The sequence below is a fragment of the Leifsonia stereocauli genome (genome assembly GCF_038432415.1).
Taxonomy (GTDB): Bacteria; Actinomycetota; Actinomycetes; order Actinomycetales; family Microbacteriaceae; genus Orlajensenia; species Orlajensenia stereocauli.
The window spans coordinates 1,451,161-1,476,979 of record NZ_JBCAUN010000001.1; the positions used below are offsets into that span (position 1 = coordinate 1,451,161).

The window sequence follows — 25,819 nt, forward strand, 5'->3', positions numbered from 1 at the left end:
TAGGCCAGCGGTCCGACACCGGTCGGGTTCAGGACTGCGCGTCGAGACGCCGGCCAGCTCGTCGAGCGGACAGGTCAGGCGGGTCAGCCGGTCAGAGAGTGACGCGGTCGAGGTCGAGCATGTCGGACCGCGTGAGGGTGACGCGCGGAGCGGCCATGAGCGACTGCAGCTCGCTGATGGAGCGAGCACCGGTGACCGGCGCGACGACGTCGCGGCGGGCCAGGAGCCAGGCGATGGCGATGGTGGCCGACGGAACCCCGTGCTCGGTCGCGATGCGGTCGACGACCGACCGGATGCGACGCAGGCGACGATTGAGGTGCAGTGCCAGCCTGCTCGCGACACTGGCCGGAATGGAGCCGTCGCCGCGGGTGGAGCCCGCGAGCACGCCGTGGTTCAGCGGGCTGGACGGGAACACCGCGAGGCCCTGGGCGTTCGCGGACACCGAGACCGACCCCTCGAACGGCACGCGCTCGGCGAGGCTGTAGGACGACTGCACCGCCCGGAACCGCGGCAGCCCGTTGGCGGCGAGCACACGTGCCTCGATGAGCCTGTCGGCCGAGAATCCTGACGCCGCGATGTAGCCGACCTTGCCGGCCTGCACCAGCGCGTCGATGGCACCGAGGCTCTCCTCGAGCGGAACCGGGACACCGACGGACTCGCGCATGAACAGGAGGTCGAGACGGTCGACGCCGAGGCGCTGCAATGAAGCATCGACGCCCGCGATGATGTTGGCCGGGGTGAGGCCAGGGAAGTCGGTTCCGCCGCCGACAGTCGTGGCGAGCACGATATCGTCGCGACAGCGTCGGGCGCGGAGCCAGGCGCCGATGAGCTGCTCGCTGCGCTGGGCGACGACCGCGTCGACGGTGTCGATGAGGTTGCCGCCGCCCTCACGGTAGCGATCGAGCATGTCGACAGCCGTGCGCGGGTCGACGGTTCGGCCGAATCGCTGTGCGCCGAGGGCGAGCGGGAAGACCCAGAGGTCGGTGTCGGGGATGTGTCGGCGAGCAGGTGCGGCGACCTGCTGGATGCCGATGGCTCCCGAGAACGGGGACGACGTCTCTTCGAGTGCGGGAATGACGATCTCAGGAGCAACCTCGGCCGTTCGTTGCGCGGCCCGCGGCACCACCTGAGTCATTCTCAACACCTCCCCTAAGGCTTCTGACAGTAGGGCAGACCGCCGACACTGCGGCGCCGAATCGCCCGGTATTCCACAACCGTTATAGAAACGTTTGCGAGTGAACGAGGAGTGAACTCGTCGGGCTTCGAAGCCTCGGATAACCGGACTCCATCGTCCGGAATCACCGGCCCCCGTCGTCCGATCGGATCAGGCGTTTCCGGCCCGTCGGAGCACGGCCTCGGCGTGCCTGAGAACCGGACCGTCGACCATCCGATCACCGTGCCTGAACACCCCGTGCTCGCGCGCGGCGACGGCGATGACCGCCCGCGCATCGGCGACTTCGGCATCGCTCGGCCTGTATGCCGCGCGGATGATCTCGACCTGGCTCGGGTGGATGCAGGCGGTGGCAGCGAAGCCGCTGGCAGCCGCATCCGTCGCCTCGTCGGCGAGGCCGTCCAGATCCGCGATGTCGAGGTGCACTGTGTCGATCGCCGCGATGCCGGCCGCACCCGCGGCGAGCAGGACGCGGGAGCGGGCGTGGTCGGCCACGGCACGGTATCCGCCATCGGCGAAGCGGCTCGACGTGCCGCCGAGGGAGGCCACCAGGTCTTCGGCGCCCCACATCAGTGCCACGACGTTCGGCTCGCGCGCGATGTCGGGCGCCGCGAGCACTCCCGCGGCGGTCTCGCACAGGGCGACGACGCTGTAGCCCGCGACGGCGGCGGCGGCATCCGGATGCTCCGCCTTGGGCAGCATCACGAAGCGGTACGCCGTGGCCTCGAGAGCCGAGAGGTCGGCGGAGAAGTCATGGCTGCCCACCGGATTGAGCCGCACGATGACTCTTTCGGGGTCGAGGGCCGTCTGCACGAGGGCCTCGCGGGCGTCTTCTCGGTCGTCGGGCGCAACGGCATCCTCCAGGTCGATGATGACGGCATCCGATCGCTCGAGCGCCTTCTCGTAGCGGTCGGGGCGGTTCGCGGGGCAGAACAGCAGCGCCGGGCCCAGGTGGAACGTCATGACCGCGCCCCCTCGCACCAGACCAACGTCGTGCGGGACGCCGTGGCCACTACAACGTCGTCCTGGTTGCGCGCCAGATGCTCGAGGGTGACGATGCCCTGCCCCGGCCGCGAGGCCGACAGCCGCTTGGCCGCAACGGTGGTCTCGGCGTAGAGCGTGTCGCCGATGAAGACCGGAGCCGGGAACGCGACGGCCCCGAATCCGAGGTTGGCCACGAGGGTGCCCTGGGTGAGCTGGGCGACGGATGCCCCCACCAACGTCGACAGCGTGAACATCGAGTTCACGAGCCTCTGTCCGAACTCCTCACCGGCGGCGTAGGCCGCATCGAGGTGCAGCGCCTGCGTGTTCATCGTCAGGGTGGTGAACAGCACGTTGTCCGCCTCGGTGACGGTACGTCCCGGGCGATGCAGGTAGCGCGCGTCGAGGTCGAACTCCTCGAACCAGAGCCCGCGTTGCACGATGTCGTGGGTGTTCGGCATCCGTCGCCCTTCAGTCAACTCGCGAGGCCGAGCTCACGCGTGATGATCATGAGCTGCACCTCGGTGGTGCCCTCGCCGATCTCGAGGATCTTCGAGTCACGGTAATGCCGTGCCACGGCGTTCTCGTTGAGGAAACCGTAGCCCCCGAACACCTGAGTCGCATCGCGCGCGTTGTCCATGGCCGCCTCCCCCGCCACCATCTTGGCGATGGACGCCTCGAGCTTGAACGGCTTGCCGGCCACCATCTTGCGCGCGGCATCGAGCCAGGCGAGTCGCGCCTGGTGCACGCGCGCCTGCATCCTCGCGATCTTGAAGGCGACGTGCTGGTTGGAACCGATGCTGGTGCCGAAGACGACGCGCTCCTTCGCGTAGCGCAGCGCCTCCTCGAGGCAGCCCTGGGCTGCACCGGCGGCGAGAGCAGCGAACGCGATGCGTCCCTCGTCGAGCGACTGCAGGAAGTTGGCGTATCCGCGGCCCCGATCTCCCAGCAGGTTGGAGCTCGGCACTCGCACATCCGTGAGGGTGAGCGGATGCGTGTCGCTGGTGTGCCAGCCGACCTTGTCGTACGGCTCCTCGACGGTGAAACCGGGCGTTCCGCTCGGCACGATGATGCTGGAGAGCTCGGGCTTGACGTCGCCGTTGCGTCCGACGCGCTCGCCGGTGACCGCCGTGATCGTGACGAGGCTCGTGATCGGGGTTCCCGAGTTGGTGATGAACTGCTTCGAGCCGTTGATCACCCAGTCGTCGCCGTCGAGCACCGCCCTGGTCTCCGTGGCTCCGGCATCCGAGCCTGCACGGGCCTCGGTCAGGCCGAATCCGGCCAGAGCCCGCCCCGCGATGAGGTCGGGCAGCCACTGCTCTCGCTGCGCCGGAGATCCGTTGCGGTAGATGGGCATGATGCCGAGGCCGACGCCAGCCTCGAGGGTGACGCCGATGGACTGGTCGACACGCCCGAGCGCCTCGACGGCGAGGCAGAGCTGCACGTAGTCGCCGCCCTGGCCGCCGTACTTCTTCGGGAACGGCAGGCCGAACAGCCCCATCTCCCCCATCTGCGCGATGATCTCCATCGGCAGCCGGCGCTCGGTGTCGTAGCTGTAGGCCGCCGGTGCGACGACAGTGTCGGCGAAGTCGCTGACGGTGTCGTAGAGGGCCTGTTCCTCGTCGCTGAGGTCGTAGTTCATTCGGTGTCTCGTTTCTCGCTCGTGGCGATCGGGGTGACGGATGCGACGACGTCGTCGCGACGGACGAGGGCCCCCTCGCTGGTGGTGAGGGTCACCCGCCCGCTGATCGGGGTGGTGATGCGGTGCTCCATCTTCATGGCCTCGATGGAGACGATCGTCTGGCCTGCCTCGACGTGGTCGCCGTCGGCGACGTGCACGGCGACGACGGTGCCGGGCATGGGGGCGCGGAGCTCTGGACTCGCGGTCTTCCCGGCTCGGTCGACTGTCGCGAGGGAGCGCGCCAGGCGGGCTGGGCGGTCGAGGAGGGTCAGCTCGTAGGCTGCGCCGTCGGCGTGCAACCAGATGTGCGCGCCGTCGCGGACGACCACCGCTGGTCGAGTGGCGCGCGACGGAGCCGCCCGCGTATCGAGACCCGCCTGCGGGCCCACCTCGACCTCGACGAGCGCGCCATCGACGAGGAAGGCCAGCGTGCGGGGGCGCGGCGTGCCGACGCGGAAGCCGGAGCGGGAGCGCCAGAGCGATGAGGCGGCTCCGGGCTGCTGCCGGTCGGTCGCGCCCAGGGCGGCGGCCACCTCGGCGAGGAGCTCGGGCGACGGGACGGGCGGGCTCGGGGGCGGCATCCGGTCGATGAGTCCGGTGTCGAGGTCGCCGGCCTGCACGGCGGGTTCGGCGATCAGGCCGCGGAGGAACGCGACGTTTGTGTCGACGCCGAGCACGACGGTGTCGGCGAGCGCAGCGTCGAGCCGGGCGAGAGCCTCAGCGCGGTCGGAGCCGAGGGCGATCACCTTGGCGAGCATGGGGTCGTAGTGCGGGCTCACCTCTGATCCGTCGGTGATGCCGCTGTCGATGCGGATGCCGGCGCCCTGAGGTTCTGCGTAGGCGAGCACTGTGCCGGTCGAGGGCAGGAAGCCGCGCTCGGGGCTCTCGGCGTAGACGCGCGCCTCGATGGCGTGGCCAGTGAGGTGCACGTCGGACTGCGCGAAGGCGAGGGGCTCCCCTGCCGCGACTCTCAGCTGCTGTTCGACCAGGTCGAACCCCGTCACGAGCTCGGTCACCGGATGCTCCACCTGCAGGCGCGTGTTCATCTCGATGAAGAAGAAGTCATCGGGTCGGGCGGCCGAGACCAGGAACTCGACGGTTCCTGCTCCCCGGTAGTCGACGCTGCGGGCGGCGTCGCAGGCTGCGCGCCCGATGCGCTCGCGGGTCTCGGCGTCGAGCAGCGGCGACGGCGCCTCCTCGATGACTTTCTGGTGGCGGCGCTGCAGCGAGCACTCGCGCTCACCGAGGTGCACGACGGCGCCGTGGGCATCGGCGAGCACCTGCACCTCGATGTGCCTGGGCTGCTCGATGAATCGCTCCAGCAGCAGGGTGTCGTCACCGAAGGCCGACGCCGCCACGCGACGGGCTGTCGCGATCGCCTCGGGCATCTCCTCGGCGGCGCGCACGAGCTGCATGCCCTTGCCGCCACCTCCGGCCGACGGCTTGATGAGCAGTGGGAAACCGACCGCGAGCGCGGCCTCGGCGAGGGCGTCGTCGTCGAGGGCGGCATCCGAGACCCCCGGAACCACGGGGACGTTCGAGAGCGCCACGTGCAGCTTGGAGCGGATCTTGTCGCCCATGACCTCGAGCGCCTGCTCCCCCGGTCCGATGAAGACGATGCCGGCGGCCTCGCACGCGGCGGCGAAGGCGGCGTTCTCGCTGAGGAAGCCGTAGCCGGGGTGGATGGCCTGGGCACTGGTGCCGAGCGCGGCGGCAATGACGCGGTCTCCGTCGAGGTAGCTCTCGCGGGCGTCGGCCGGGCCGAGGCGCACTGCGGTGTCGGCCAGGCGCACGTGGAGGGCATCGGCATCCGCGTCGCTGAAGACGGCGACCGACCTGATGCCGAGACGACGGAGCGTGCGGATGACGCGCACGGCGATCTCGCCGCGGTTGGCGACGAGCACGGTGTGGAAGAGGGGCATCGTGGAGGTCTCGGGGTTCTCGGGGTTCTCGGTGGTCATGGCGGTCACATCCGGAACAGGCCGAAGCGCGGCTCGGGCAGAGGCGTGCGCGAGCACACGTCGAGGGCGAGGCCGAGCACGGTGCGGGTGTCGGCCGGGTCGATGATGCCGTCGTCCCAGAGCCGAGCCGTGGAGTAGTAGGGGCTGCCCTGCGTCTCGTACTGCTCGCGGATGGGACCGGTGAAGGCGGCTTCGTCGTCGGCCGACCAGTCCTGGCCGCGGGCTTCGAGCTGGTCGCGCTTGACCGTGGCGAGCACCGAGGCCGCCTGCGGGCCGCCCATCACGCTGATGCGGGCGTTCGGCCACATCCAGAGGAAGCGCGGCGAGTAGGCCCGCCCGCACATCGAATAGTTGCCGGCGCCGAAGCTGCCGCCGATCACGACGGTGAGCTTGGGCACGCGGGTCGTCGCGACGGCCGTCACCATCTTCGCCCCGTGCTTGGCGATGCCACCCGCCTCTGCATCGCGGCCAACCATGAAGCCCGAGATGTTCTGAAGGAAGACCAGTGGGATGCCGCGCTGGTCGCACAGCTCGATGAAGTGCGCGCCCTTCATGGCCGACTCGCTGAACAGCACGCCGTTGTTGGCGACGATGCCGACGGGGTGGCCGTGGATGTGAGCGAAGCCCGTGACGAGGGTGTCGCCGTACTCCTTCTTGAACTCGTGGAAGGCGGTGGCCGTGTCCGAGTCGGCGGCCGGCGCGTCGATGATGCGGGCGATCACCTCGTGCACGTCGTAGGGCTGCTGCACGTCGACCGGGACCACGGAGGCGAGGTCGTCGGCATCCGTCACCGGATGCATCGACTCGATCACCGGCCACGCGGATGCCGCGGGCTGCGGCAGCGTCGCCACGATGTCGCGCACGATGGAGAGGGCGTGCTCGTCGTTCTCGGCGAGGTGGTCGGTGACGCCGGAGGTGTGGGCGTGGAGCTCGCCGCCGCCGAGCTCCTCGGGGGTGACGACCTCGCCGATGGCCGCCTTCACGAGCGGCGGACCGCCGAGGAAGATGGTGCCCTGCCCGCGCACGATCACGGTCTCGTCGCTCATGGCGGGAACATAGGCTCCGCCGGCCGTGCACGAGCCGAGCACGGCGGCGATCTGCGGGATGCCGGCAGCGGACATGCTCGCCTGGTTGAAGAAGATGCGTCCGAAGTGGTCGCGGTCGGGGAACACCTCGTCCTGCATCGGGAGGAAGGCGCCGCCGGAGTCGACGAGGTAGATGCACGGCAGGCGGTTCTCGAAGGCGATCTCCTGCGCGCGCAGGTGCTTCTTGACCGTCATCGGGTAGTAGGTGCCGCCCTTGACCGTGGCGTCGTTGGCGATGACGAGCACGTGGCGACCGTGCACCAGGCCGATGCCGGCGATGAGGCCGGCTGCCGGCGTCGCGTCGTCGTAGAGGCCGTCGCCGGCGAGGGGCGCGATCTCGAGGAAGGGGCTGCCGTCGTCCAACAGCGCGTCGACGCGCTCGCGGGGCAGGAGCTTGCCGCGCTGGGTGTGACGGTCACGGGCGGCCTGGCTCCCGCCCTCCGCTGCCGTGGCCAAGCGGGCGTGGAGCTCGGCGACGAGGGCGTTCTGGGCCGCTGCGTTGGCTTCGGCCGCACTGGTCGCGCCGGCGGCGGCGGTGCCTGCTGTGCCGGCTCCTGCGGCGGTGCCTGCTGCGCCGGTCGCGGTTGTGGTGCTGGGAGCGCTGGTGGGTGGCGGCATCCGGGGTCTCGTCTCCATCGACGGCGCGGTTCCTTGTGGGCCCCGCGTGCTTTCGGTTAGTGTTCACTAACTGGACTCAACGTTAGCGAGCGTTAACTGAAATGGCAAGCACCCCTCCGACCACGGCCCCGGCGAGCGCCGCCGCTCCCACCGAGCGGGCACGCGCGAAGGCCGATCGTCGCGGCACGATGCTGACCGCGGCGGCCGCCCTCTTCGCCGAGCGCGGATTCGCCGGCGTCTCGATCGACGATCTCGGAGCAGCCGCCGGCGTGAGCGGCCCCGCCGTCTACCGGCACTTCTCCGGCAAGCAGGCCGTGCTCGCCGCGATCCTGGTCGATGCCAGCACCGGCCTGCTCGATGGCGGTCGCGCCGTGGTGTCGGCGACGCCGGCGCCGTCGGACGCCCTGGCCGCTCTCGTGCACTTCCACGTCGACTTCGCGCTCGGCAACGCCGACGTCATCCTCGTGCAGGATCGCGACATCGCGAGCCTCGCCGCATCCGACAGCCATGCCGTGCGCAGCCTGCAGCGTCGTTACGTCGAGCTCTGGGTGGGCGTGCTGGCTCTGCTGCATCCGTCGCGAACGGATGCCGAACTGCGGGTGCGGGCCCACGCCGCGTTCGGCCTCATGAACTCGACGCCGCACAGCGCCCGGACCGGCACCCGCCAGCCCGCCGATGCCGTCGTGCGCGCGGCCTTGGAGCAGATGGCGCTGGCCTCGCTGGAAGCGTAGGACCGGTCCAGCGCCCGACCCGCTCGCCGTCAACGTGCGCAAATCAGGCTGGATGACCGACGCGCCGCGCCCGCGGTGTTCGTGGGCGGCGCGTCGCGAGATCTGACCTGCATGGCGTGCGGCGTCGGCCCACGTAGAACTCCTCCGCAGCGACCACCCACTGGGCGTGGGAGCACATGTCGATGGCGCGGTGTGGGGGCATCCGTCATGAGGACGACACTCGATCGATGCCGACCTTCTGTTCCCTCATGGACTCCCTCGGTCAGATCGCACAGACACGCACGCTGGCCGACACGGCGCACGGCGAGCGGACATCGAGAGGGCGCTCCGCGACGGGGTGCTCATGCGCGTGCGCCGCGGGTGGTTCGCCACCGCGAAGGCGGATGCCGATCAGCTTCGTACGGTCGCACTGGGCGGTCGCATCGGCTGCGTGAGCGCACTGCGCCGATGGGGCGTGTGGTCTGGCCTCGGAGACACGCTCCACATCCAGGTCGCCGCGAATGCAGCCCGACTGCGTCGCGATGCGGGGAGGAGCTCGACCAGCACGGCGCAAGGAGTCTGGCATCCATCGATCGACCCGCGACTGACTGCGACGAGGGAGATGCGCCTCGCCGGCGCCGGCGAACCCATCGTGCATTGGAACGGGCTCTCCGGAACCGGCGGATTGGATTGGATCGTCGCCCCCGGCCAGGCGCTCGCTCAGGCACTGCTCTGCCAGAACGACGAGCACGCGATCGCCTGCATGGACTCCGTCCCCCGTCGGGGCATTCTCAAGCGGCACCAGGAGGAGCAGGTGGTCGCCGAACTTCCGCACAGGATCCGCGGCCTGACCACAGAGCTCACACCACAGGCAGACTCAGGGTGGGAGTCGATCTTCATCACCCGAGTGCGGCGCGGTGGGTACTCGGTCGTTGCAGAGCCCGAAATCGTCGGAGTGGGACATCTCGACGGGATCATCGAGGACTGCGTCGGCTTCGAGGTGAACGGCCTGGAATTCCACAGCGGCCCCGCCGACGTACTGAGGGACACCGATCGAGTGCTCGCCGCGCAGAACCTCGGCCTCCCGATGATCAGCGTCAATCCGCAGCACATCCACACGCACTGGCCGTCGACCTGGTCGACGGTCGTGCGCGTCGTCGAGGACGCCCGCGCACTGCGCGAGCTGCGCTGGCGGCAGGCGGTGACACCATTTGAGACCGGGCCCGCGCACGATTCAGGCCAGAACTGAGACACGCCGCCGAAGGGCGTCGCACTAGCCGCGTGTCGGCAGATTCAGCCTGAATTGTGGGCGCTCGACGAGTGCGGCGGCAGCCGGCGCTCAGCCGGCGAGCGCAGCGGCGATGCGGCGCGCTCCGTACTCGAACGCTTCGTCGACGTCGCCGCCGAGGCGGAACGCACCCGAGAGCTCCATGGTGATGAAGCCGTTCGCCCAGGCGGTGATGGTGCGCGCTGCGGGGAGGGCGTCGTCAGGGCCGACGAGCCGCTCAGCGACGGCGATGACCACGGCACTCGAGCGTTCGAGAGCGCTCGCCCGGGCGGCATCCGGAACCTCGGCGAAGATCAGGCGATACTCGGCCGGGTTCTCGCGGGCGAAGGAGCGCATGGTGCGGGCGAGCTCGACCAGGTCGGCGCTCGCGTCGCCGTCGGCCGCTTCCCCGCTGGAGGCCAGCGCTGCGTCGACGCGCGTGTCGAGATCGTGCAGGGATGCCTCCACCACGAGGCGCAGCAGATCGTCACGTCCGCGCACCCGCTTGTACAGCGACGGCGCGCGCACACCGACGCGCTCGGCGACGGCCTGCATGGTGAGCCCGGGCAGCCCGTCGGCGCGCAGGATGTCGCGACCCGCGGCGATGATGGCCTCGAGCGAGGTGCGGTCGGGGGTCGGCATCCGGTCTCCTTCGGGCGTGCTTGCTGATAGCTATTGACTTTAGCCATCAAGGCTACGTAGCATAGCCATCAGCACGATCATCACACATCCGGAGGGATCTCTCGACATGCAACTCGCACCATCACTGCACCGCATCGGCAACGACATCGTCGCCGCCTACCTCGTCGACACCGAGGACGGCGTGACGATCATCGACGCCGGTCTCCCCGGGCACTGGCGCGACCTCGAGAAGGAGCTCGCTGCGATGGGTCGCGGAATCAGCGAGGTGCGCGGGCTCGTGCTCACGCACGGCGACAGCGACCACATCGGTTTCGCGGAACGCCTGCGCCGGGAGCAGGGCGTTCCCATCTACGTGCACGAGGCCGATGCCGCCCGCGCCCGGGGCGAGTTCAAGCCGAAGGCCCAGTGGGGGCGGATGCGTCTCGGAGGCGTGGCGAGCTTCTTCTGGTACGCCGCACGCAAGGGCGGCCTGCGCACCACGTACCTGCGCGAAGTCACGACCATGACCGACGGCGATGTACTCGACCTGCCCGGTGCGCCGCGCATCATCGGCCTGCCCGGGCACTCGGCCGGAAGCGTCGCCATCCACGTTCCGACAGTCGGCGCGCTCTTCGTCGGCGACGCTCTCACCACTCGCCACGTGCTCACGGGAAGCCGCGGACCCCAGCCGGCGCCGTTCACCGACGAGCCGGCGCAGGCCATCGACTCGCTCACGCACCTCGAGGGACTCGGCGCCACCTGGGTGCTGCCCGGTCACGGGGCGCCGTCGCGCGGCGGGAGCGACGAGGTGATCCGCCAGGTGCGAGCTGCGGCATCCGCCGGCACGGATCACACGTCCTGACGTTCGGACGTCGCTCGAGGCTCACCACCTCGGGCCGCTCCGGCGCGGCGATGCGACCACACGTGGCGAGCGAAAGCGAGGGAGCGGCACCCCTGGCGAGCGGGCAGCGAGGAGCGCGACTACGCGACCGCCCGCGTCGCCCCCTGCTCATCCGCGAGAGTCTGGATGCGCTTCGCCAATCGCACGTCGCGTGGGGTCACTCCCCCGACGTCGTGGGAAGTCAGGTCGAAGACGAGCGATCCGTAGCCGACGAGCACGTCGGGATGGTGATCGAGTTCGTCGGCCACCACGGCGACGGCGTCGAGCAGCCGCACGGCGCTCGCGAAGTCGGCGGTGGAGAACGACGCGGTCAGCGAGTCGTCCTCGTGGATGAAGGCGGTGCCGTCGAGCTCGGCGGCAGTGTCGGAGGGGTCCAGGGTTGCCATGGGGTCATACTCCTCCCCCGGAGCCGTCGCTGGGGAGCGGTATCCACAACCACCCGACCATCGTGGCGACCGACTCACACCATCGCGAACGCCCGGGCCGGATCGCGCAGCATCATGCCGATGTCGGCGAGGAAGCGCGATCCCTGCTCGCCGTCGACCAGCCTGTGGTCGAACGACAGGCTGAGCGTCATCACCTCGCGCAGGGCGATGCCGCCCTCGTGCTCGCGCGGCTCGCGTCGCACAGCACCCATCGCGAGGATGGCCGCCTCGCCCGGATTGAGGATGGGCGTGCCCGCGTCGATGCCGAAGACGCCGATGTTGGTGATGGAGATCGTGCCGCCGCTGAGACGCGCGGGCTCGGTGCGCCCGTCGCGGGCCGTCGCCGTCAGGGCGGCGAGGGCATCGGCGAGTTCCGGCAGCGTGAGGTCGCCGGCGTCCTGGATGTTCGGCACGACCAGTCCTCGAGGTGTCGCGGCCGCGATGCCGAGGTTCACGTAGTGGAACTCGACGATCTCCTGGGCGGCATCGTCCCAGTGGGTGTTGACGGACGGGTTGCGTCGAATGGCGATGCAGAGTGCCTTCGCCACGATCGCGAGGATGCCGATGCGGTGCTCGGCGAGCGCCCGATCCTGCTTGAGGCGCGCGAGCAGCTCCATCGTGGCCGTGACGTCGACGGTGAGGAATTCCGTGACGTGCGGCGCCGTGAACGCGCTCTGCACCATCGCGGCCGCCGTGTGCTTGCGCACGCTGCGGATCGGGGTGCGGGTCTCGCGAACGGCACCGGAAGCGGCGCCGGACGAGGGCTCAGGGGTCGGCCGGTCCGGGACTTTTCCGACCCCTGAGGGCATCGCGGATGCGGCGGCTTCCACATCCTCACGCGTGATGATTCCATGATCCCCCGTGCCGGCGAGTTGCGCCAGATCGATTCCGAGATCGTGGGCGAGCTTGCGCACCGGCGGCGTCGAGCGAGGGCGATCGACCGGGGCTGCGGATGCCTCCGGCGGCGTCGGCTCCGAGGCCGCGGGTGCCGGAACAGGGGGCTCAACAGGGGCCTCAACCGGGGCCGAAGCCGGATCCGGGGCCGGGGCCGGGGCCGTCTGCACCATCGGCGCCTCGCTGCCCGCCCGGCGCGCGCGCCGCTGAGGCACACCGCTCTCGACGCGGGCGCCGTAGCCGACGAGGTTCGGCGCCGGTGCTTCAGCCGTGCCCCGGGATGCGGCATCGGGAGCGGCATCCGTCGCGCGAGAGCCGACGAGCCCGGCCGAGGCCTCCACCTCGAACGCGACGATCGGCTCTCCCACGTTCACCGTCACTCCGGGTTCGGCGTACAGCCGCGCCACGATTCCCGCGTAGGGCGATGGCAGTTCCACGATGGCCTTGGCAGTCTCGACCTCGGCGATCACCTGGTTGAGCGTCACCGTGTCGCCGACGCCGACGTGCCAGTTCACGATCTCCGACTCGGTGAGTCCCTCGCCGAGGTCGGGCAGGCGGAAGTCCATGAGCACGCTCACCAGCCGGCCTCCAGCTCGCTCAGCGAGTTGCTGCGCCCGAGGGCGCGGTCGACTCCGTCGAGGATGCGGTCCAGGCCGGGCAGGTGGTGCACCTCGAGCCGCGATGGCGGGTAGGGCACGTCGAAGCCGGTGACGCGCACCGGCGCGTGCTCGAGGTAGCTGAAGCAGCGCTCGGTGACGCTGGCGGCGATCTCGCCGCCCACTCCGCCCTGCGATCCGGCCTCGTGGGCGATCACCAGGCGCCCGGTGCGGCGCACCGAGGCCTCGATCGTGGCGTAGTCGACCGGCGCCAGCGAGCGCAGGTCGATGACCTCGACGGAGATGCCGTCGGCCGTGGCTGCTCGAGCGGCATCCGTCGCCGTCTGCACGAGAGGACCGTAGGCGAGCAGGGTGACGTCGTCTCCGGGCACGACCACGCGTGCAGACCCCATCGGCTCTGCGGTCGAGAGCGAGCCGTCGAGCTCGACCGGTGCCTTCTGGTGGTAGCGGCGCTTGGGCTCGAAGTAGAGCACGGGATCGTCGCTCGCGATGGCCTGGCGGATCATCGTGTACGCGTCCTGCGGGTTCGACACGGCGACGACGCGGAGGCCGGAGGTGTGAGTGAAGTAGGCCTCGGGCGACTCGGAGTGGTGCTCCGCCGCCCCGATCCCTCCGCCGAACGGCACTCGGACCGTGATGGGCATGCGCACGGCGCCCTGCGTTCTGTAATGCAGCTTGGCCACCTGCGCCACGATCTGGTCGAAGGCCGGGTAGATGAAGCCGTCGAACTGGATCTCGCACACGGGTCTGTAGCCCCTGTAGGCGAGGCCGACGGCGGTGCCGAGGATGCCGGCCTCGGCTAGAGGCGTGTCGACGACGCGGCGGGCGCCGAATTCGCGCTGCAGCCCGTCGGTCACGCGGTAGACACCCCCGAGGGTGCCGATGTCCTCGCCGAGCAGCACGACCTTGTCATCGTCGTGGAGGGCGCGGCGGAGGCCGGCATTGATCGCGTTCGCGAGCGTGAGGGTCTGGGTGTCGACAGGTGCATCGAGCATGGTCATCGGTCCATCCCCTCGGTGACGGATGCCGCGGCGGGCGCGGTTCCGGATGCCGCGGCAGAGCCTGCCCCATCCGACTCGCCGTCATCGAACATCGCCAGGTACCGCGTGTACTGATCGCGCTCCCGGTCGATGGTGGAGTTCGGCTCGGCGTAGACGTTGTCGAACACGGTGAGCGCGGCCGGGTCGCGGAGCGCGATGCATGCCGCACGCAGCTCCATGGCGACGGCCTCGGCCTTCTCGGCGACGGCGGCCACCGCGGCGTCGTCGAGGATGCCGACCTCGGTGAGGAACGCGGCGAAGCGTGCGATCGGATCCTTCGCGCGCCACTCCTCGAGTTCGCCCTGGGGGCGGTAGCGGGTGGGGTCGTCGGCGGTCGTGTGCGGACCCATGCGATAGGTCACGGCCTCGATGAACGTGGGCCCGCCTCCGGTGCGCGCCCGGTCGAGCGCAACACGGGTCGCTGCCATCACGGCGAGCACGTCGTTGCCATCGACGCGGAGGCTCGGGATGCCGAAGCCGGGCGCCCTGTCGGCGATGCTGCGCTGCGCCTGCAGGCCGACGGGCTCGGAGATCGCCCACTGGTTGTTCTGGCAGAAGAAGATGACCGGAGCCTCGAAGCTGGCGGCGAAGACCATGGCCTCGTTCACATCGCCCTCGCTCGTGGCGCCGTCGCCGAAGTAGGCGATGGCCACCGCGTCGTCGCCGTCGTTCTGGACGCCCATCGCATAGCCGACCGCGTGCAGGGTCTGCGCCCCGATGATCACCTGGGGAGCCGCCATGTTCACGTCGTAGGGGTTCCAGCCCGAGGCCGCCACCCCCCGCCACACGGGCGTCACCTGCGCTGGCTTCACTCCGCGACAGTAAGCGACTCCGTGCTCGCGGTAGCTCGAGAAGACGAAGTCGTCGTGGCGGAGCGCGCGACCGGAACCGATCTGCGCGGCCTCCTGACCGAGAACCGGCGGCCAGAGTCCGAGTTCGCCCTGGCGCTGCAGGGCCGTGGCCTCGGCATCCGTTCGCCGTACGACGACCATGTCCTCGTACAGGCCCCGCAGTTCAGCGGGAGTGAGGGAAGCGACCCACGGGTCGAAGACGGGGTTCTGGCGCCGGGCGCCCGTAGGAGTGATGAGCTGCACCATCGCATCGGAGGGCAGGGAGCCCGCATCGGTGAGTGGCGGAAGTGACTGGTGGATCGTCATCGTCTGCGCAACCTTCTCTGTCGCGACCGCGAACGGCTGAGCCTCGTGAGCACCGCCGGTCGACCATCCGCGACACTGCGGATGATGCTTCCAAGATAAGCCCGTTGCGCATCCGGCACAATCATTGCGGATGCCGTTGAGCATGTTGCACTATCCGGCACCGGATGCCGCTGCTATGGTTGCGCATCATGCAACCGATCGACGCCACCGACGTGCACCTTCTCCGCGCCCTGAGCGACGACCCGCGCGCGACAGCAGTCGCCCTCGCCGACAGATTGGGCCTCGCGCGCAACACCGTGCAGACGCGACTCGCGCGACTCGCCACCTCGGGAGTGCTGCAGTCGCTCGAACGACGCATCGATCCGACGGCGCTCGGCTACCCGCTGTCGGCCTTCATCGCCGTCCATGTGCAGCAGAAGTCGCTCGGCGCCATCGTCGAGGCCATCGCCGCGATCCCCGAGGTGATCCAGGCCCATGGCTTGAGCGGACAGATCGACCTGCTCGTGCAGGTGGTGTGCACGGATGCGGAGCATCTGTTCCGCATCGATGGCGAGATCCTCGCCATCGACGGCGTCGAGCGCACCGAGACCAGCCTGTCGATGGGCGAACTGGTGCCGTTCCGCCTACGCCCGCTCCTCGACCGCGCCGTGGAATAGCCGGCGTCGAGAACGACGTTCGGGCGGGTGCGACAGGCGCACCCGACCAACCGCGATGTGCAATGCAAACAAACCCTTGCAAACACTCCTTTGCAACGGTATCTTTGCATCATGACCAGCACAGAGAACGATCGCGAGACGCCCGTGACGCCGCAGAGCAGTACCCAGCACCCGGGTCGCGACGCCGTGCTCGACGCGACGGCGCTCCGGGCGCTGGCGCACCCGTTGCGAGTGCGCATCCTCGATGAGCTCTCGGCCTACGGTCCCCTGACCTCGAGCGGGCTGGCCATGCGCATCGGAGAGTCCAGCGGCGTGATGAGCTATCACCTGCGCCAGCTCGAGAAGGCCGGCCTCGTGCGCGAGGACGAGAGCCTCGGGACCGCTCGTGAACGCTGGTGGGAGCGTCGCCCGGGATCGATCGCCATGCCCGAGCCGAGCGAGTTCCCGGCTGCGAGCCCCGAGCGCTTGGCCACCCAGCTCATCACCGACGAGTGGATGCGCTCCCGCGAGGCGAACTTCCACGAGTACCTCGCCGACGGCGAGAGCGTCTTCGGCCAGGAGTGGCTGAGCACCGCGACCAGCGACACCATCAACCTGCGGCTGACCCCCGAGCAGCTGCACCAGCTCGTCGTCGACTTCGACACCGTGCTGTGGAAGTACATCGACGCCTACAAGCAGAGCCCGTCCCCCGGGTCGCGTCCGGTGCAGATCCACGTGAATGCCTTCCCGCTCGTGCGCGGCGAGTCGACAGGGGCGGATGACCGCGCGACCAGGCGACCGAACGCCAGCTCGAACCAGAACACGGACCAGAACACGCAGACACCGGAACAGGAGCAGCCATCATGACCGCAGCATCAGCATCCAGCACGAACACCGTGAGCGACATCCGTCTCCCCGGTGTGCTCGCCGGCCTCGCCGTCAGGGCCGGTCGCACGCTCGAGAGCTGGGGCCGCCGGCGCGCGGAGAGCCTGAACGACCGGGAACGGATGCTGCGCACCGTGCGACACCAGCGCATGGCGCAGGCAGCCCTCGACGAGCGCGACGCACTCATCCGCGCCTCGACCTTCCTGCCCCTGGGCTGAACGGCGACCGCAGCGCCGCTCCGACCCCCACACAACGCAGAATGCCCGCCTCCGTGAGGAAGCGGGCATTCTGTGTCGTCTCAGGTGAGACGGGTGGGACTACGCCTCGATGTCGGCGCCTTCAGCAGGCTCGACGGGGCCTTCGCTGTGCGCAGCGCTGCCCTCGGTGTCGGCGTCCTCGGCCACGACGGGCGCGAGGGAGAGCTTTCCACGGTCGTCGATCTTCGTGATCTCCACGAGGATCTTCTGGCCGACGCCCAGCACGTCTTCGACGTTCTCGACACGCTTGCCACCGGCGAGCTTGCGCACCTCGCTGATGTGCAGCAGGCCGTCCTTGCCGGGGAGGAGCGAGACGAACGCACCGAACGCGGCGATCTTGACGACGGTTCCGAGGAACTGCTCGCCGACCTCCGGGTTGGTGGGGTTCGCGATCGCGTTGACCTGGGCACGAGCGGCCTCGGCCGACGGTCCGTCGACGGCGCCGATGTAGACGGTGCCGTCCTCCTCGATGGAGATGTCGGCGCCGGTCTCGTCCTGGATGGCGTTGATCGTCTTGCCCTTCGGGCCGATCAGCTCGCCGATCTTGTCGACGGGGATCTGCACGCTGATCACGCGGGGCGCGGTCGGTGCCATCTCGTCGGGAGCGTCGATCGCCGCGTTCAGAACCTGGAGGATCGTCGTGCGGGCGTCCTTCGCCTGCTTGAGGGCTGCGGCCAGAACAGAGGCCGGGATGCCGTCGAGCTTGGTGTCGAGCTGGATCGCGGTCACGAACTCGCTGGTGCCGGCGACCTTGAAGTCCATGTCGCCGAGGGCGTCTTCAGCACCGAGGATGTCGGTCAGCGCCGCGTAGCGGGTCTGGCCGTCGACGGTGTCGGAGATGAGGCCCATCGCGATGCCGGCGACGGGGGCCTTGAGGGGCACACCGGCGTTCAGCAGCGAGAGCGTGGAGGCGCAGACGGAACCCATCGACGTCGAACCGTTCGAGCCGAGAGCCTCGGACACCTGACGGATGGCGTAGGGGAACTCCTCGCGCGACGGCAGCACGGGCACGAGCGCGCGCTCGGCGAGTGCGCCGTGCCCGATCTCGCGACGCTTCGGCGAACCGACTCGGCCGGTCTCACCGGTCGAGTAGGGCGGGAAGTTGTAGTTGTGCATGTAGCGCTTCTTGGTGACCGGGCCGAGCGAGTCGATCTGCTGCTCGAGCTTCAGCATGTTCAGCGTGGTGATGCCCATGATCTGGGTCTCGCCGCGCTGGAAGATGGCCGAACCGTGAACGCGCGGGATGACGGCGACCTCGGCGTCGAGCGGACGAATGTCCGCCAGACCGCGGCCGTCGATGCGCACGCCCTCGTTCAGCACGCGCGAGCGCACGACGAGCTTGGTGACCGACTTGTAGGCGGCGCTCACCTGGTTGTTGGCGGAGGCGTCGAGCTCTCCGGCCTCGACCTTGGCGGCGACGGCCTCCTTGACGCGGCCCTTGAGCTCGTCATCGGCGTTCTGGCGCGTGGTCTTGTCGGCGATCTGGTAGATCCCCTTGAGCTCTTCGTAGGCGTTCTCTGCGACGGCGTCGTAGACGTTCTGGGCGTAGGCCGGGAAGGTCTTGTAGTCACCGGTGGGCTTCGACGCCTGCGCGGCGACGGATGCCTGAGCTGCGACGAGCTGCTTGATGAACGGCTTCGACGCCTCGATGCCCTCGGCGATGACCTCTTCGTTCGGCTTGATGGCGCCGCCCTGGATGAGGTTCCACGAGTTGTCGGTGGCCTCGGCCTCGATCATCATGATCGCGACGTCGTCGTTGCCAGCGGCATCCGTGACGACACGACCGGCGACGACCATGCTGAAGACGGCCTCCTCGAGGAGCGAGTGCTTCGGGAAGGCGACCCACTGGCCGCCTCCGTGCTCACCCGGAACGAGGGCGACGCGGACGCCACCGATCGGACCGGAGAACGGCAGGCCGGCGATCTGCGTCGACATGGAGGCCGCGTTGATGGCGAGCACGTCGTAGAGCTCGTCAGGCGCGATGGCGAGAACCGTCACGACGACCTGGATCTCGTTGCGGAGGCCATCGACGAACGACGGGCGCAGCGGGCGGTCGATCAGACGGCAGGTGAGGATCGCCTCGGTCGAGGGACGACCCTCGCGACGGAAGAACGATCCCGGGATGCGGCCGGCGGCGTACATGCGCTCTTCGACGTCGATCGTGAGCGGGAAGAAGTCGAAGTTGTCCTTCGGCTGCTTGGAGGCGCTCGTCGCGGAGAGCAGCATGGTCTCTTCGTCGATGTAAGCGGCTGCAGACCCCTGGGCCTGCTGGGCGAGACGGCCGGTCTCGAAGCGGATGGTGCGGGTGCCGTACTTGCCATTGTCGATGACAGTTTCGGCGAACGTGATTTCAGGACCTTCCAAGAGGTCTTCTCCTTTGTTTTACGTCGCAAGCCCCGTGTGGGCACGACTCATACTCCGGAGCAGGGGAACAGGCAGAACTAAGGGCTTCATGTGAAATCCTCGTGCTGGCCACCAGTAGAAGTCCACCATGCGCACGCCTCGAAAGAGGCGGGATGGTAATCCACCACAGGGGACCAGCTTCTGCCAGCCTGCTCCGTCAGTGCTCGATATTGAGTTGTCCGTTCTCGCATCCGTGCGACGGATGCCTCATGCCAGATGGCAGTCGGAACGGGCGGCAACCCTCGAGCTACCGGATCAACTCTAACAGAGCAGCCGGAAGGACCATCAAGAGGCGAGGCGGCGCGTCCGCTGGGCCTCGGTGACGGCTCGTCCGTCGCGACGGATGCGGCGGGCCTTAGGCCAGCTGAGGACCAGGCCGATCAGCACCCCGATGATCGTTCCGCTGGTGTTGGTGACGACGTCGCGCACGTCGGCGACGCGGCTGGGCAGGAACTCCAGTTGCACGTACTCGATGCCGATGGAGAACAGGGCGCCGGCGACGATGGCGAGGAACCACAGCCTGCGGCCGAACAGCAACACGAAGAACAGGCCGACGGGCACGAACATCACGACGTTGGCAGCGGCCTCCACCCTGTCGAAGGTGATCCAGTCCGTGGCGTCGTGGCGGGCGAAGAAGTCGAGGAAGCGGTCGAGCACGCTCGCCGTGCGTCCGTCGTACGGCTGCGGAGTGAGAGTGATCCAGCCGACGAACGCCAGGTAGGCGATGGTCATGATCCCGAGGATGGGATGGCGGTGCAGCATCCGTTCATCCTGTCGCAGTCGGGCTGGGAACTCCCTCGGACGGCCGACCGGGGCTTGTCGCGTCGGCGAGGGCGCTGTCTAGACTGGCCCTATGAGTACCGAAGACGACTCCACCGCCCAGGGCGCTCCCAGTGCCTCGGATGAGACCAAGCGCAAGTTCCGCGAGGCCCTCGACAAGAAGAACGACCAGGCCAAGAAGGCCAGCGGCGAGGCTCACCTCGACGGCCACTCGGCCGTCACCCACACTCACGGCAACGCCGACACCCGCCAGGAGTTCCGCCGCAAGAGCGGCTGATCCCTCGACACGAACAGCAGAACGCCCCCGCTCCTCGATGAGGAGGCGGGGGCGTTCTGCGCCGCGATCCGTTCGCAGAGGGCCGAGCGTAGCGACCGCCCGAAGCGCGCTTCGACCGCGGACTACGTCCGGGCCTCAGCGAGCTCAGGCGGCGCTGAAGCCGCCAGTCACGCTGAACGACGAGTCCAGGGCGAAGGGATCGCGGATCTGCTGCGAGCGGTCGGAGACCGCCACCAGCGCGGCCAGCTCGCCCGCAGCCCGCTCGATGCGGGAGGTGAGAGCGCCGACGGAGTCGGTCGTGCTCCCCCAGTCCTCGGCGGCGGCGTAGACGCCCGTCGGGACTGCGACGGCGTGCAGGTAGCTGAACAGCGGGCGCAGCGCGTGCTCGATGGCGAGCGAATGCCGCGCGGTGCCTCCGGTGGCTCCGAGGAGCACCGGCATGCCGTCGAGCGACTTCGGGTCGAGAACGTCGATGAACGACTTGAACATGCCGCTGTACGAGCCCGAGAAGATGGGCGTCGCCACGATGAGGCCATCGGCGTGCGTGACCTGCTCGATCACGCTCTCGAGCTTCGGGCTCGGGAAGCCGGTGATCAGGTTGTTCGTCACGTCCTTCGCGACGTCGCGGAGCTCGACGATGTTCAGTTCGACGTCGACCCCGTGCACGTCGCGCAACCTCGCGACCACGGCATCCGTCAGCCGATCGGCGAGAAGACGCGTCGACGACGGCTGGCTGAGTCCTGCGGCCAGCACTGTGAGCTTGCGGGCGGTCATGGTCAGGCTCCCTTGTTGACGAGGCCGAAGGCGGCGCCGGACTTCTGGGTGGACACGGAGTCGGATGCGTCGGCATCGCGGGCGGCGATGCGCTCGGCGTTCCGCTTGGCGACGAGGCTCGCGTGGGTCGGGCCGTCTGGCACGTGGGCGGGGCGCTTGGCGTCGAGCTCCTTGCGGAGAACCGGCACCACCTCGCCGCCCAGGATGTCGAGCTGCTCGAGCACGGTCTTCAGCGGCAGGCCGGCGTGGTCCATGAGGAACAGCTGGCGCTGGTAGTCGCCGTAGTACTCGCGCATGGCCATGTAGCGGTCGATGACCTGCTGAGGGCTGCCGACCGTGAGCGGCGTCATCTCGGTGAACTCCTCGAGGCTCGGCCCGTGTCCGTAGACCGGGGCGTTGTCGAAGTACGGGCGGAACTGGTCGACGGCATCCTGCGAGTTCTTCGCCATGAACACCTGTCCACCGAGGCCCACGATCGCCTGGTCGGCGCTGCCGTGGCCGTAGTGCTCGAAGCGCTGGCGGTACAGAGCGATGAGGCGCATGTAGTGCTCCTTCGGCCAGAAGATGTTGTTGGCGAAGAAGCCGTCACCGTAGAACGCGGCCTGCTCTGCGATCTCGGGCGAGCGGATGCTGCCGTGCCAGACGAATGGCGCGACGCCGTCGAGCGGGCGCGGAGTGGACTGGAAGCCCTGCAGCGGCGTGCGGTACTTGCCCTGCCAGTCGACGAAGTCCTCGCGCCACAGCTTCTGCAGCAGGGCGTAGTTCTCGAGGGCCAGGTCGATGCCGTCGCGGATGTCCTTGCCGAACCAGGGGTAGACCGGACCGGTGTTTCCGCGACCCATGGTGAGGTCGACGCGGCCGTCCGCGAGGTGCTGCAGCATCGCGTAGTCCTCGGCGATCTTCACCGGGTCGTTCGTGGTGATGAGCGTCGTGGCGGTGGAGAGCAGGAGCGTCTCGGTCTGCGCAGCGATGTAGGCGAGTGTGGTCGTGGGGGACGACGAGAAGAACGGCGGGTTGTGGTGCTCGCCGAGGGCGAAGACATCCATCCCGACCTCTTCGGTCTTCTTGGCGATCTCCACGATCGCCTTGATGCGCTCGCCCTCGCTCGGCGTGCGTCCCGTGGTGGGGTCCTGGGTGACGTCGCTCACCGTGAAGATTCCGAATTGCATTTCGTGGCCTCCTGGCCTTCTCCTCGACTTCTTTTCCATGCATTTGCATGTACATCCGATCAAACCCTACTCCCGAGGAATCTATTCCCGGGTGGCGCAAGCCCTGTTGCCGCGCCACTCCCGCGCGTAGCGTCGGAAGCCACGTCGCCTTCGAGAGGGGTCCCATGCCGACCATCGCCGACACCATGGTGAAGATCATCCAGGATGCTGGAGTCGAACGGGTCTACGGGCTACCGGGCGACTCGCTCAACGGATTCACCGACGCGCTCCGGCGCGCGGGCACCGTCGCCTGGCAGCACGTGCGCCACGAGGAGGCTGCCGCCTTCGCGGCGGCAGCCGAGGCCGCCATCACCGGCGAACTCGCCGTCTGCGCCGGCAGCTGCGGTCCAGGAAACCTGCATCTCATCAACGGGCTCTACGACGCCAACCGCTCGCGGGTTCCCGTGTTGGCGATCGCGGCGCAGATCCCGGCATCCGAGATCGGGAGCACCTACTTCCAGGAGACGCATCCGCAGGACCTCTTCCGCGAGTGCAGCGTCTACACCGAACTCGTCAGCGTGCCCGAGCAACTCCCCCGCGTGCTCGAGATCGCTATGCGCACAGCCCTGGAGCGTCGCGGCGTCGCGGTCGTCGTCATCCCGGGCGAGATCTTCCTGGAGCAGGACACCGGACGCCGGCCCTCGGCTCCCATCCGTACCATTCCGCGACGGATGCTGCCCACGGACGACGCCCTCGCATCCGCCGCCGAGGTGCTCAACAGCGCGAAGAAGGTGACGATCCTCGGCGGCGCCGGTGTCGACGGCGCTCACCCCCAGCTTCTCGCCATCGCCGAGAAGCTGCAGGCTCCGGTGGTGCACGCCCTCCGCGGCAAGGAGTTCATCGAGTACGACAACCCCTACGACGTCGGCATGACCGGTCTGCTCGGCTTCGCCTCGGGCTACCGCGCCATGGAGAGCTGCGACGCCCTGCTCATGCTCGGTACCGATTTCCCCTACCCGCAGTTCTATCCGGGCAAGGCGAAGATCGTGCAGGTGGACATCCGCGGAGAGCAGCTCGGCCGGCGCACCCCGATCGACGTCGGCCTCGTCGGAACCGTCGCCGACACCGTCGATGCCCTGCTGCCGCTGCTCGAGGCGAAGACCAGCTCGAAGCACCTCGACTCGTCGACGGCGCACTACCGGAAGACGCGGAAGGGACTCGACGAGCTGGCCGACAACGACCGCAACCGCGAGCCGATCCATCCGCAGTACGTGGCGCGACTCATCAGCGAGCTCGCGTCGGATGACGCGGTCTTCATCCCGGACGTCGGCTCCCCCGTCGTCTGGGCTGCTCGCTACCTGAAGATGAACGGACGGCGACGGCTCATCGGGTCGTTCGCCCACGGCACGATGGCGAACGCCCTGCCGCACGCGATCGGCGCGCAGTCGATCGATCGGGACCGCCAGGTGGTCGCACTCTCGGGCGACGGCGGGCTGGCGATGCTGCTCGGCGAACTGCTCACGCTGCGGCAGAACAAGCTGCCCGTGAAGATCATCGTGTTCAACAACTCCTCGCTGAACTTCGTCGAGGTGGAGATGAAGGCGGCCGGATTCGTCAACTTCGGCACCGAGCTCGACAATCCGAACTTCGCCGACGTGGCGAACGCCATCGGCATCCACGGGCAGCGGGTGGAGAAGCCCGACGACCTCGAGGCCGCCCTGCGCACCGCTTTCGCGCACGATGGGCCAGCGCTGGTCGACGTCGTGACGGCTCGGCAGGAGCTGTCGATCCCACCGACGATCACGGCAGCCCAGGCCAAGGGGTTCACCCTCTACGCGTTGCGCACGATCATGTCCGGGCGGGCGGACGAGCTCGTGGACCTGGCCGACACCAACGTCTTCCGGCGGCTGTTCGATTAAGCACCTTCGATCGCTGAGGCCCGGACGAAGTCCGCGGCCGAAGCGCGTGAAGATCGCTTCGACCGCGCGCGCCGTGCGGGCCCCGGCGAGCGGGCGCCCCACGAATGGCCACGGAACAGCCCGTAAACTCGAGGTATGGCTACCGTCAACCTGACCATGGACACCTTCGAGAAGACGATCACCGATGGCGGCATCGTGTTGATCGACTACTGGGCCGAGTGGTGCGGCCCCTGCCGCCAGTTCGGACCGACCTTCGAGGCGGCATCCGAGAAGCACAGTGACATCACCTTCGCCAAGGTCGACACCGAGGCTGAGCGCGAGATCGCCGGCGGCATGGGCATCCAGTCGATCCCCACACTGATGGCCTTCAAGGACGGCGTCGGAGTGTTCTCGCAGGCCGGCGCGCTGCCGCCCGCGACGCTCGACGACCTCATCGAGCAGGTGCGCGGCCTCGACATGACGGCCGTGCACGAGCAGATCGCCGCCGAGGAGAAGGCCCTGCGGGATGACCAGCAGTCCGCGCAGTCCGCTGGGTCGGAGCAGGCGGCGGATGCCGAGACCGATGACGCGCTCGACTCGGTCGCCCGCACCGAGAGCTGAGGCGCGCGCCCTCCCTCAGATTCGAGAAGCGAGGAGATTCCCCACGGGAATCTCCTCGCTTCTTCGTTTCCCGGGGTTGACACCGACTCAGAGGCGCGGATACTTAAGCCTGTGCTTAAGTATTCGGACGACCTCGACATGGCGTTCCTCGCGCTCGCCGATCCGACGCGTCGCGCCATCGTCGATCGACTGACGCGAGGCCCGGCATCCGTATCGGACCTGGCCGCGCCCTTCGCATTCACTCTCGCCGCGATCATGCAGCATCTGCGGGTGCTCGAGCAGGCCGGCCTGGTGTCGTCGCAGAAGCAGGGTCGCGTGCGCACCTGCTCGATCGAGCCCGAGGCGCTGCGCAGCGTCGAGGACTGGATCAGCGAACGCCGCACGACCTGGGAGCGCCGCCTCGACCGCCTCGGCCTGCTGCTCGACGGGCCCGAACCGACAACCGACGCCGCGGCCGACCCTGCGGCATCCGTCGACCCCGAATCCGGCTCCTCCACGTCCTCACCCACCTCACCAACAGGAGAACGCCCATGACCGAACACACTCTGATCCGCTCGAGCTTCACCCTCGAACGCGACTACAAGGCTCCGCCGGAGCGGGCGTTCCAGGCCTTCGCCGACCCTGCCACCAAGGCGCTCTGGTTCGGCGGACCGGCCGACGAGTGGGAGGACCTCGGCACCGCCCTCGACTTCCGCGAGGGCGGCCACGAGTACAACGAGGGCCGCTTCCACAAGAACGACATCGTGTCGCGCTTCGACGCGTACTACCACGAGATCACGCTAAACGAGCGGATCGTCTACAACTACGAGATGCGCATCAACGGCGAGAAGCTCTCGGTGTCGCTGGCGTCGATCGAGTTCGCCCCGAACGGCACCGGCACCCACCTCACCCTCTCCGAGTACGGCGTGTTCTTCGACGAGCTCGACGACCCGCGCGGCCGCGAACTCGGCACCCTCGAGCTGCTCGACAGCCTGGGACGGCTGCTCGACGCCTGATCCGACATCACCCACTT

26 protein-coding genes are annotated in these 25,819 nt (G+C 68.8%); 11 read left to right on the top strand and 15 right to left on the bottom strand.

The genetic code is table 11. The features are described from left to right. Nucleotides 1-91: 91 nt before the first annotated feature. From AADV74_RS07075 to AADV74_RS07100, 6 genes are all read right to left on the bottom strand, one after another. A complete protein-coding gene (locus AADV74_RS07075) occupies nt 92-1,135 on the bottom strand; it encodes an aldo/keto reductase (RefSeq protein WP_342112753.1) in 1,044 nt (347 codons plus the stop codon). Between the two features lie 189 nt (nt 1,136-1,324). Beyond that, nucleotides 1,325-2,134, bottom strand: a complete 810-nt coding sequence (locus AADV74_RS07080; RefSeq protein WP_342112754.1) for an HpcH/HpaI aldolase/citrate lyase family protein — start codon at nt 2,132-2,134, stop codon at nt 1,325-1,327. Continuing rightward, on the bottom strand, nt 2,131-2,613 hold the full coding sequence (locus AADV74_RS07085) for a MaoC family dehydratase (protein ID WP_342112755.1): 483 nt from the start codon (nt 2,611-2,613) through the stop codon (nt 2,131-2,133). Before AADV74_RS07085 ends, AADV74_RS07080 begins: the two co-directional genes overlap by 4 nt. Before the next feature lie 14 nt (nt 2,614-2,627). After that, nucleotides 2,628-3,794: an acyl-CoA dehydrogenase family protein gene (locus AADV74_RS07090; protein ID WP_342112756.1), complete on the bottom strand. Its 1,167-nt coding sequence runs from the start codon at nt 3,792-3,794 to the stop codon at nt 2,628-2,630. Beyond that, nucleotides 3,791-5,794 carry an ATP-binding protein gene (locus AADV74_RS07095; RefSeq protein ID WP_342112757.1) on the bottom strand — a complete coding sequence of 668 codons (2,004 nt, stop codon included), beginning with the start codon at nt 5,792-5,794 and terminating at the stop codon, nt 3,791-3,793. The genes AADV74_RS07090 and AADV74_RS07095 overlap by 4 nt, the downstream gene beginning before the upstream one ends. A 5-nt stretch (nt 5,795-5,799) precedes the next feature. After that, entirely contained in the window at nt 5,800-7,497 is a 1,698-nt protein-coding gene (locus AADV74_RS07100; RefSeq protein WP_342112758.1) for a carboxyl transferase domain-containing protein, read from the bottom strand. 101 nt (nt 7,498-7,598) lie between these two features. Between AADV74_RS07100 and AADV74_RS07105 the strand changes: the two genes are divergently transcribed. Both AADV74_RS07105 and AADV74_RS07110 read left to right on the top strand, forming a co-directional pair. Then, nucleotides 7,599-8,228 (top strand): TetR/AcrR family transcriptional regulator, encoded by a 630-nt coding sequence (locus AADV74_RS07105; protein ID WP_342112759.1) that lies wholly within the window; start codon nt 7,599-7,601, stop codon nt 8,226-8,228. Nucleotides 8,229-8,571: 343 nt separating this feature from the next. Then, a complete protein-coding gene (locus AADV74_RS07110; RefSeq protein ID WP_342112760.1) occupies nt 8,572-9,456 on the top strand; it encodes a hypothetical protein in 885 nt (294 codons plus the stop codon). Between the two features lie 90 nt (nt 9,457-9,546). On the opposite strand, the gene AADV74_RS07115 is transcribed toward AADV74_RS07110, so the two are convergent. Beyond that, nucleotides 9,547-10,116 carry a TetR/AcrR family transcriptional regulator gene (locus tag AADV74_RS07115; protein ID WP_342112761.1) on the bottom strand — a complete coding sequence of 190 codons (570 nt, stop codon included), beginning with the start codon at nt 10,114-10,116 and terminating at the stop codon, nt 9,547-9,549. 106 nt (nt 10,117-10,222) lie between these two features. Between AADV74_RS07115 and AADV74_RS07120 the strand changes: the two genes are divergently transcribed. Next, nucleotides 10,223-10,957: an MBL fold metallo-hydrolase gene (locus AADV74_RS07120; protein ID WP_342112762.1), complete on the top strand. Its 735-nt coding sequence runs from the start codon at nt 10,223-10,225 to the stop codon at nt 10,955-10,957. A gap of 119 nt (nt 10,958-11,076) precedes the next feature. Here the strand turns inward: AADV74_RS07120 and AADV74_RS07125 are convergent, their stop codons facing one another. The 4 genes from AADV74_RS07125 to pdhA all read right to left on the bottom strand — a co-directional run bounded on the left by AADV74_RS07125 (nt 11,077) and on the right by pdhA (nt 15,129). Then, the gene (locus AADV74_RS07125) at nt 11,077-11,382 is read right to left on the bottom strand and encodes a 4a-hydroxytetrahydrobiopterin dehydratase (RefSeq protein WP_342112763.1); all 306 of its coding nucleotides are present in this window, start codon (nt 11,380-11,382) and stop codon (nt 11,077-11,079) included. Nucleotides 11,383-11,456: 74 nt separating this feature from the next. Beyond that, nucleotides 11,457-12,887, bottom strand: coding sequence for a dihydrolipoamide acetyltransferase family protein (locus AADV74_RS07130; RefSeq protein ID WP_342113111.1), 1,431 nt, complete (start codon nt 12,885-12,887; stop codon nt 11,457-11,459). A gap of 2 nt (nt 12,888-12,889) precedes the next feature. Then, nucleotides 12,890-13,927 carry an alpha-ketoacid dehydrogenase subunit beta gene (locus AADV74_RS07135; RefSeq protein WP_342113112.1) on the bottom strand — a complete coding sequence of 346 codons (1,038 nt, stop codon included), beginning with the start codon at nt 13,925-13,927 and terminating at the stop codon, nt 12,890-12,892. Nucleotides 13,928-13,929: 2 nt separating this feature from the next. Continuing rightward, complete coding sequence (gene pdhA, locus AADV74_RS07140; RefSeq protein WP_342112764.1) at nt 13,930-15,129, bottom strand: pyruvate dehydrogenase (acetyl-transferring) E1 component subunit alpha; 1,200 nt, start codon at nt 15,127-15,129, stop codon at nt 13,930-13,932. 188 nt (nt 15,130-15,317) lie between these two features. Here pdhA and AADV74_RS07145 point away from each other — a divergent pair, with 188 nt between their 5' ends. The 3 genes from AADV74_RS07145 (at nt 15,318) to AADV74_RS07155 (ending at nt 16,867) form a co-directional block, all read left to right on the top strand. After that, nucleotides 15,318-15,785, top strand: a complete 468-nt coding sequence (locus AADV74_RS07145; protein WP_342112765.1) for an Lrp/AsnC family transcriptional regulator — start codon at nt 15,318-15,320, stop codon at nt 15,783-15,785. Nucleotides 15,786-15,896: 111 nt separating this feature from the next. Continuing rightward, on the top strand, nt 15,897-16,631 hold the full coding sequence (locus AADV74_RS07150) for a winged helix-turn-helix domain-containing protein (RefSeq protein ID WP_342112766.1): 735 nt from the start codon (nt 15,897-15,899) through the stop codon (nt 16,629-16,631). Next, nucleotides 16,628-16,867 (top strand): hypothetical protein, encoded by a 240-nt coding sequence (locus tag AADV74_RS07155; RefSeq protein WP_342112767.1) that lies wholly within the window; start codon nt 16,628-16,630, stop codon nt 16,865-16,867. The genes AADV74_RS07150 and AADV74_RS07155 overlap by 4 nt, the downstream gene beginning before the upstream one ends. 99 nt (nt 16,868-16,966) lie before the next feature. Here AADV74_RS07155 and AADV74_RS07160 read toward each other — a convergent pair whose 3' ends face one another. Continuing rightward, nucleotides 16,967-19,270: a polyribonucleotide nucleotidyltransferase gene (locus AADV74_RS07160; RefSeq protein WP_342112768.1), complete on the bottom strand. Its 2,304-nt coding sequence runs from the start codon at nt 19,268-19,270 to the stop codon at nt 16,967-16,969. 324 nt (nt 19,271-19,594) lie between these two features. After that, the gene (locus AADV74_RS07165; protein ID WP_342112769.1) at nt 19,595-20,071 is read right to left on the bottom strand and encodes a VanZ family protein; all 477 of its coding nucleotides are present in this window, start codon (nt 20,069-20,071) and stop codon (nt 19,595-19,597) included. A gap of 91 nt (nt 20,072-20,162) precedes the next feature. Here AADV74_RS07165 and AADV74_RS07170 point away from each other — a divergent pair, with 91 nt between their 5' ends. Next, on the top strand, nt 20,163-20,366 hold the full coding sequence (locus AADV74_RS07170; protein ID WP_056163939.1) for a DUF5302 domain-containing protein: 204 nt from the start codon (nt 20,163-20,165) through the stop codon (nt 20,364-20,366). Between the two features lie 144 nt (nt 20,367-20,510). Here the strand turns inward: AADV74_RS07170 and AADV74_RS07175 are convergent, their stop codons facing one another. Then, nucleotides 20,511-21,140, bottom strand: coding sequence for an FMN reductase (locus AADV74_RS07175; protein ID WP_342112770.1), 630 nt, complete (start codon nt 21,138-21,140; stop codon nt 20,511-20,513). 2 nt (nt 21,141-21,142) lie between these two features. Beyond that, a complete protein-coding gene (locus AADV74_RS07180; RefSeq protein ID WP_342112771.1) occupies nt 21,143-22,309 on the bottom strand; it encodes an LLM class flavin-dependent oxidoreductase in 1,167 nt (388 codons plus the stop codon). Between the two features lie 164 nt (nt 22,310-22,473). On the opposite strand from AADV74_RS07180, the gene poxB reads away from it, so the two are divergent. From poxB to AADV74_RS07200, 4 genes are all read left to right on the top strand, one after another. After that, nucleotides 22,474-24,207 carry a ubiquinone-dependent pyruvate dehydrogenase gene (gene poxB / locus AADV74_RS07185; protein ID WP_342112772.1) on the top strand — a complete coding sequence of 578 codons (1,734 nt, stop codon included), beginning with the start codon at nt 22,474-22,476 and terminating at the stop codon, nt 24,205-24,207. A 135-nt stretch (nt 24,208-24,342) separates the two neighbouring features. Continuing rightward, nucleotides 24,343-24,807 carry a thioredoxin gene (gene trxA / locus AADV74_RS07190; protein WP_342112773.1) on the top strand — a complete coding sequence of 155 codons (465 nt, stop codon included), beginning with the start codon at nt 24,343-24,345 and terminating at the stop codon, nt 24,805-24,807. Nucleotides 24,808-24,918: 111 nt separating this feature from the next. Continuing rightward, the gene (locus tag AADV74_RS07195) at nt 24,919-25,341 is read left to right on the top strand and encodes an ArsR/SmtB family transcription factor (RefSeq protein WP_342112774.1); all 423 of its coding nucleotides are present in this window, start codon (nt 24,919-24,921) and stop codon (nt 25,339-25,341) included. Further along, the gene (locus AADV74_RS07200) at nt 25,338-25,802 is read left to right on the top strand and encodes an SRPBCC family protein (protein ID WP_342112775.1); all 465 of its coding nucleotides are present in this window, start codon (nt 25,338-25,340) and stop codon (nt 25,800-25,802) included. Before AADV74_RS07195 ends, AADV74_RS07200 begins: the two co-directional genes overlap by 4 nt. The last annotated feature ends 17 nt before the right edge of the window (nt 25,803-25,819 follow it).